General features: G+C 69.1%; 6 protein-coding genes. 5 read left to right on the plus strand and 1 reads right to left on the minus strand.

Annotated features, from left to right (window positions below):
- Positions 1-274: 274 nt before the first annotated feature.
- A complete protein-coding gene (locus QMZ25_RS18675) occupies positions 275-1246 on the plus strand; it encodes an MBL fold metallo-hydrolase (RefSeq protein WP_283220116.1) in 972 nt (323 codons plus the stop codon).
- A gap of 67 nt (positions 1247-1313) precedes the next feature.
- Here the strand turns inward: QMZ25_RS18675 and yihA are convergent, their stop codons facing one another.
- On the minus strand, positions 1314-1916 hold the full coding sequence (yihA, locus tag QMZ25_RS18680; RefSeq protein ID WP_053519877.1) for a ribosome biogenesis GTP-binding protein YihA/YsxC: 603 nt from the start codon (positions 1914-1916) through the stop codon (positions 1314-1316).
- Between the two features lie 156 nt (positions 1917-2072).
- Here yihA and QMZ25_RS18685 point away from each other — a divergent pair, with 156 nt between their 5' ends.
- The 4 genes from QMZ25_RS18685 to QMZ25_RS18700 form a co-directional block, all read left to right on the plus strand.
- The gene (locus QMZ25_RS18685; protein ID WP_065175142.1) at positions 2073-2873 is read left to right on the plus strand and encodes a c-type cytochrome; all 801 of its coding nucleotides are present in this window, start codon (positions 2073-2075) and stop codon (positions 2871-2873) included.
- 105 nt (positions 2874-2978) lie between these two features.
- Entirely contained in the window at positions 2979-3626 is a 648-nt protein-coding gene (locus QMZ25_RS18690; RefSeq protein ID WP_283220117.1) for a thiol:disulfide interchange protein DsbA/DsbL, read from the plus strand.
- A gap of 106 nt (positions 3627-3732) precedes the next feature.
- The gene (locus QMZ25_RS18695; protein ID WP_053519866.1) at positions 3733-4560 is read left to right on the plus strand and encodes a thiol:disulfide interchange protein DsbA/DsbL; all 828 of its coding nucleotides are present in this window, start codon (positions 3733-3735) and stop codon (positions 4558-4560) included.
- Positions 4561-4583: 23 nt separating this feature from the next.
- Positions 4584-5325 (plus strand): endonuclease/exonuclease/phosphatase family protein (locus QMZ25_RS18700; protein ID WP_283220118.1); only part of this gene is annotated, 742 nt, incomplete at its 3' end.

Raw genomic sequence — 5325 nt, forward strand, 5'->3', positions numbered from 1 at the left:
GAAGGCGGGGTGGGTCCGGTTGCGGGGGCGTGAGCGCCATGGATGGCGCGACCGAGCCTACAGGGACGTATTTACGGCGTCCCCCGCAGCCGGACCCACCCCGCCATCCACGGATAGCCCGCTGTTGCTTCGGCCGTTGCCTCTGCGGGTGCAGGGCGCAGCCCTGCCAGCCCCCACTCCCTGAGCATTCCGCGCAGCGGTTTGAGCGCCGCGCGCACGCCGGCCACGGCACGCTAGCCGCAACGGAACCGCCCGTCCTCCATCGAGAACCCTCATGACCCTGCATCACCTGCCGCTGCACGGCGCCCTGCTGCTGGCCCTGGCTGCGCTGCCGCTGACCGCACTCGCCGAAGCCACCTCACCCGCACCCACCCGGCAGATGCCCGGCGTCTATCACCACCGCATCGGCACCCTGCAGGTCACCGCTCTGTTCGATGGCGTGGTCGCACTCGGCCGGCAGGAAGTGGTCGACGTGCCGCCGACGCTGGTCACCCGCCTGCTGGAAGGCCGCTATGTCCCCGAAGACAGCAAGGGCCTGCAGACCGCGGTCAATGCTTACCTGATCCGCCAGGGCAATCACCTCACCCTGGTCGACACGGGCACCGCACAGTGCTTCGGTCCCGGCCTGGGCCAGGTACTGGGGAACCTGCGTGCCACAGGCGTGGATCCCGCCGAGGTGGACGACATCCTGCTGACCCACGCCCACCCCGACCATCTGTGCGGCGTGCTCGACGCGCAGGGCAAGCCGGCCTATCCGAACGCGACGGTGTGGCTGTCCAGGGCCGACGCGGACTACTGGCTCAACCCGGCCAGCGAAACCACCGCACCGGAGGGCGTGCGCTTTGCCTTCCCGCTCGCCCGAACCGCCGTGGCGCCTTATCAGGCCAGCGGCCACCTGCGTACCTTCCAGCCTGGCGATGCCCTCCCCGGCGGTGCCCTGGCGATGGATACTCATGGCCACACCCCCGGCCACGTCTCTTACCGGTTCGACAGCCAGGGCCAGTCACTGCTGGTGTGGGGCGACGTGCTGCACTTCCACGCGGTGCAGTTCGCCCACCCGAAAGCCGCGTTCGAGGCCGATTCGGACCGCAAGGCGGCCACGGCCAGCCGCCGCAGTCTGTTGCAGCAGGCCACCGCCGGGGCGTGGTGGGTGGCGGGTGCGCATCTGCCTTTCCCGGGCCTGGGCCACGTGCGCAGGGAAGGCCAGGCCTATGCCTGGGTGCCGGCGGAGTATTCGCCATTGTGAGGGTGTGCCGACCAAGGTCGGCACCCACCGATCCGGTAGCGCCGGGCCATGCCCGGCGGGCGAGAGGTTATTCCAGTCCCAGCCAGCCACCGATCACGGCACGGGCTTCGTCCACGCCGGTGCGGTCTTCGCCGGAAAACACCTGCACGCTGACGCTGTCGCCGTAGGCCGACTGCAGTTCCTTGCGCACCTTCTGCAGCGTCTGCATCTGCTGGCCGCGGCCCAGCTTGTCGGCCTTGGTCAGCAGCGCATGCGCCGGCAGGCCGCGCTGTACGGCGTAAGACAGCATCTGGCGGTCGTAGTCCTTCAGCGGGTGGCGGATGTCCATCACCACCACCAGCCCCTTCAGTGCCTCCCGGGTACGGAAGTACCTGTCGATGAAGGCCTGCCAGTGCGCCTGCAGCTCCAGCGGCACCTTGGCGTAGCCGTAGCCGGGAAGGTCGACCAGGCTTGCTTCCGGGGTGATCTGGAAGAACACCAGCTGCTGCGTGCGGCCGGGGGTCTTGGAGACGCGGGCCAGGGCATTCTGCCGGGTCAACGCATTGAGGGCGCTGGACTTGCCGGCGTTGGAGCGGCCGGCGAAGGCCACTTCGGCCCCTTCGTCGGGCGGCAGCTGCCGCGCGTTGTGGGCCGAGAGGTGGTAACGGGCGCGTTCAAGGAGCAATGACATGCGCATAGGATCGCATGTTGCGGCGCCGCGCGCCCGTGCCGACGGCCCCAGCGGGGATTTTGCTGCACTGCTTCGTTGACCGTGCGTGGAAACGCCGTTGATAATCCGGGCGATGCCGGCGGCCACCGCCCGGCCCGGTCCATACGGAGCTTTAGCATGCGCCACGCTCGCGTTCTTGCCGTATCCGCCCTTGCCACTGCTGTCGTTGTTGCCGCCGCTGCGTTCGCGCAGACCACGTTGACCCCGCTGCCCGACAACGGGCCGATCAACACCGCCTCGCTGGAGGTGGATTTCAGCAAGACGACCTGGGGCGATGCCAAGGCTGGCCAGGGCAAAGCTGCAGCCTGCGCGGCCTGCCATGGTGCCGACGGCAATTCCACGGTCGAGATGTACCCGTCCATCGCCGGCCAGAGCGAGCGCTATGTCGCCCAGCAGATGGCCCTGATCGCCAACGGCCAGCGCAGCTCCGGTGCGGCAGTGGCGATGGTGCCGTTCGTGCAGAACCTCACCCCGCAGGACATGCGCGACATCGGCGCGTTCTTCGCCACGCAGAAGGCCACCGCCGGCATCGCCGACGACACGGCGGTGACCGAAGGTCCCTACAAGGGCATGAAGTTCTACCAGATCGGCCAGCAGCTGTACCGCGGCGGCGACGCGTCGCGCGGGCTGCCGGCCTGCATGGCCTGTCACGGCCCCAGCGGCGCCGGCAACCCGGGCCCGGCCTACCCGCATATCGGTGGGCAGCACGCCAGCTATGTCGCGCGCCGCCTGCAGGAGTACCAGGCCGGGCAGACCAACGAAACCGACAAAGCACACTTCCAGATCATGGCCGCGGTGGCACAGAAGCTGACCGAACAGGAAGTGCAGGCGCTGTCCAGCTACCTGCAGGGCCTGCACAACCGGGCCGACGACGTGGCCACCGAAGCCACGCCGGCACGACCGGCCGCCGCCCCCTGACCGCCACTGGTCGGCCCGGGCCGCCACCGCGGCCCGCGCCTGCGGTATGTTTCCTTCACGCCGGCGACTGCGCCGGCGTTGCTTTTTCAACGGAGATGCGTGTCGATGAGGTTGATTCCCCGCCTGCTGTTGTCCCTGCTGGTGCTGCTGCCGATGGCCGCCAGTGCCGCCCCTGCCGCAGCCCCGCTGGTCGAAGGTCGCGACTACGAGCGCATCGCCCAGGCCGGTCCGTTCCAGCCGCTCGCCGGCAAGATCGAAGTGGTCGAGGTGTTCGGCTACACCTGCCCGCACTGCGCGCGTTTCGAACCACAGCTGGAAGCCTGGGCGGCCAAGCTGCCGGCGGATGTGCGCTTCACTCCGGTGCCGGCGGCGTTCGGGGGCGCCTGGGATGCCTGGGCGCTGGCCTATTACGCCGCCGAAGAAGTCGGCGTCGCCAAGCGCAGCCATGCGGCCGTGTTCAAGGCTCTGCACGAGCAGGGCACCCTGCCGATGCAGAATGTCTCGGCCGATGAGCTCGCCACCTTCTACAAGGCGTACGGCGTGGCGCCCGAGCGTTACACCCAGGCCCTGCGGGGCGACGCCGTGCAGAAGAAGGTCGACGCGGCGCGGGCATTTGCCCAGCGCACCCGCATCCCCGGTACCCCCGCGCTGATCATCAACGGCCAGTATCTCGTCCGCGGCAGCAGCTTCGACGACCAGCTGCGCATTGCCTCGGCGCTGATCGCCCAGGTCCGCGCCAACCGCGGCCGCTGAACCAACGCCCACTCCCGACACGGCGCTGTCGCCGCCGCGTGTCATCATTTCCCCCTGGCCGGCGCCCGCCGCCGGCCCCACCATTCCAGATGCTGGAGACGCTTCCATGAAGATCCGCTACGCCCTCGCACTCGCAGCGCTGCTGCCGATCCTGGCGGCCTGCAAGGCCGACGACGGCACCGCCAACACCTCCGCCGCCCCGGCCGAGCCGACCACCACCCCGGCCAGCACCGACCCCGCTGCGGCACCGGCCACTGACAACGCAGGCGCGGCCCCGGCAGCCGAAGGCGAGAAGGCCGCCGAAGCCGCTCCGGCGGCCGCTCCGGCCCCGACGACCACCGCACTGACCGGTCCGGCGCCGGTGGCCGGTGAGGACTACCAGGAAATTCCGAACGGCCAGCCCTTCCAGCCGGTTGCCGGCAAGGTCGAAGTGGTCGAGATCTTCGGCTACGTCTGCCCGGCCTGCGCCGCCTTCCAGCCGCTGGTCGGCCCGTGGAAAGCCGGTCTGCCGGGCGACGTGAACTTCGTCTACGTGCCCGCCATGTTCGGCGGCACCTGGGACGACTACGCCCGTGCCTTCTATGCCGCGCAGACGCTGGGCGTGCAGGAGAAGACCCACGAGGCGCTGTACGCCGCCATCCACTCGCAGAAGACCCTGAAGGGCGAACGCGGCCGTGATTCGGTCGAGGACATCGCCAAGTTCTACGCCGGCTACGGCGTCGATCCGAAGCAGTTCGCCGCCACCATGGGCAGCTTCGCGGTGAATGCCAAGACCAACTCGGCCAAGCAGTTCGCGCAGCGCAGCCAGATCAGCGGCACCCCGTCGATCATCGTCAACGGCAAGTACCTGGTGAAGGGCAAGAGCTTCCCGGACATGCTGCGCATCGCCGACCACCTGATCGCCCGCGAGCGCGGTGCGGCCCAGGCTCACTGATCCAAGAGAAGCTGTCCCCGGCCGTGAATTCCCCCTCTACACGGACCCTGCGTCTGCTGACGGCCAACATCCAGGCCGGCTCCAGTACCCGCCGCTACAGCGACTATGTGACCCGCAGCTGGTCACATGCGCTGCCGGCGGGTCGCAAGCGCAGCAGTCTTGATGCGATTGCCACACTGGCGCGTGGGCACGACATCGTTGGCCTGCAGGAAGCCGATCCAGGCAGCCTGCGTTCGGGCTTCACCAACCAGACCCACTACCTGGCCCAGCGTGCCGGCTTCAACTACTGGAGCCACCAGCCGAACCGGCGCATGGGCGGGGTTGCATCCAGTGCCAACGGCCTGCTGAGCAAACTGGAGCCGGTGGAGGTGCAGGACCACGCCCTGCCCGGCCGCATCGGCGGGCGTGGCGTGCTGCTGGCCAGGTTCGGTGATGGCAGGGACGGTCTGGCCGTGGCCGTGGCCCACCTCTCGCTGGGTGCCGGCTCGCGGATGGCACAGCTCGGTTTCATCGCCGAGCTGCTGTCCGACCACCCCAACGCCGTGCTGATGGGTGACTTCAACTGCCTGGCCGAACGACCGGAAATGCAGGTGCTGTACCAGAAGACCCGGCTGCAGCCTCCAGGCTGCATCGTGCCGACGTTCCCCAGCTGGCGCCCGGACCGCGCCATCGACCACATCCTGGTCAGCAGCAGCCTGCAGACCCGCGCGGTCGAAGCCGTACCGGCGGCCTTCTCGGACCATCTGGCGCTGGCCATGGCCCTCG

Origin of the sequence: Stenotrophomonas sp. RS-48, assembly GCF_030053245.1 — a bacterium.
Taxonomy (GTDB): Bacteria; Pseudomonadota; Gammaproteobacteria; order Xanthomonadales; family Xanthomonadaceae; genus Stenotrophomonas; species Stenotrophomonas maltophilia_P.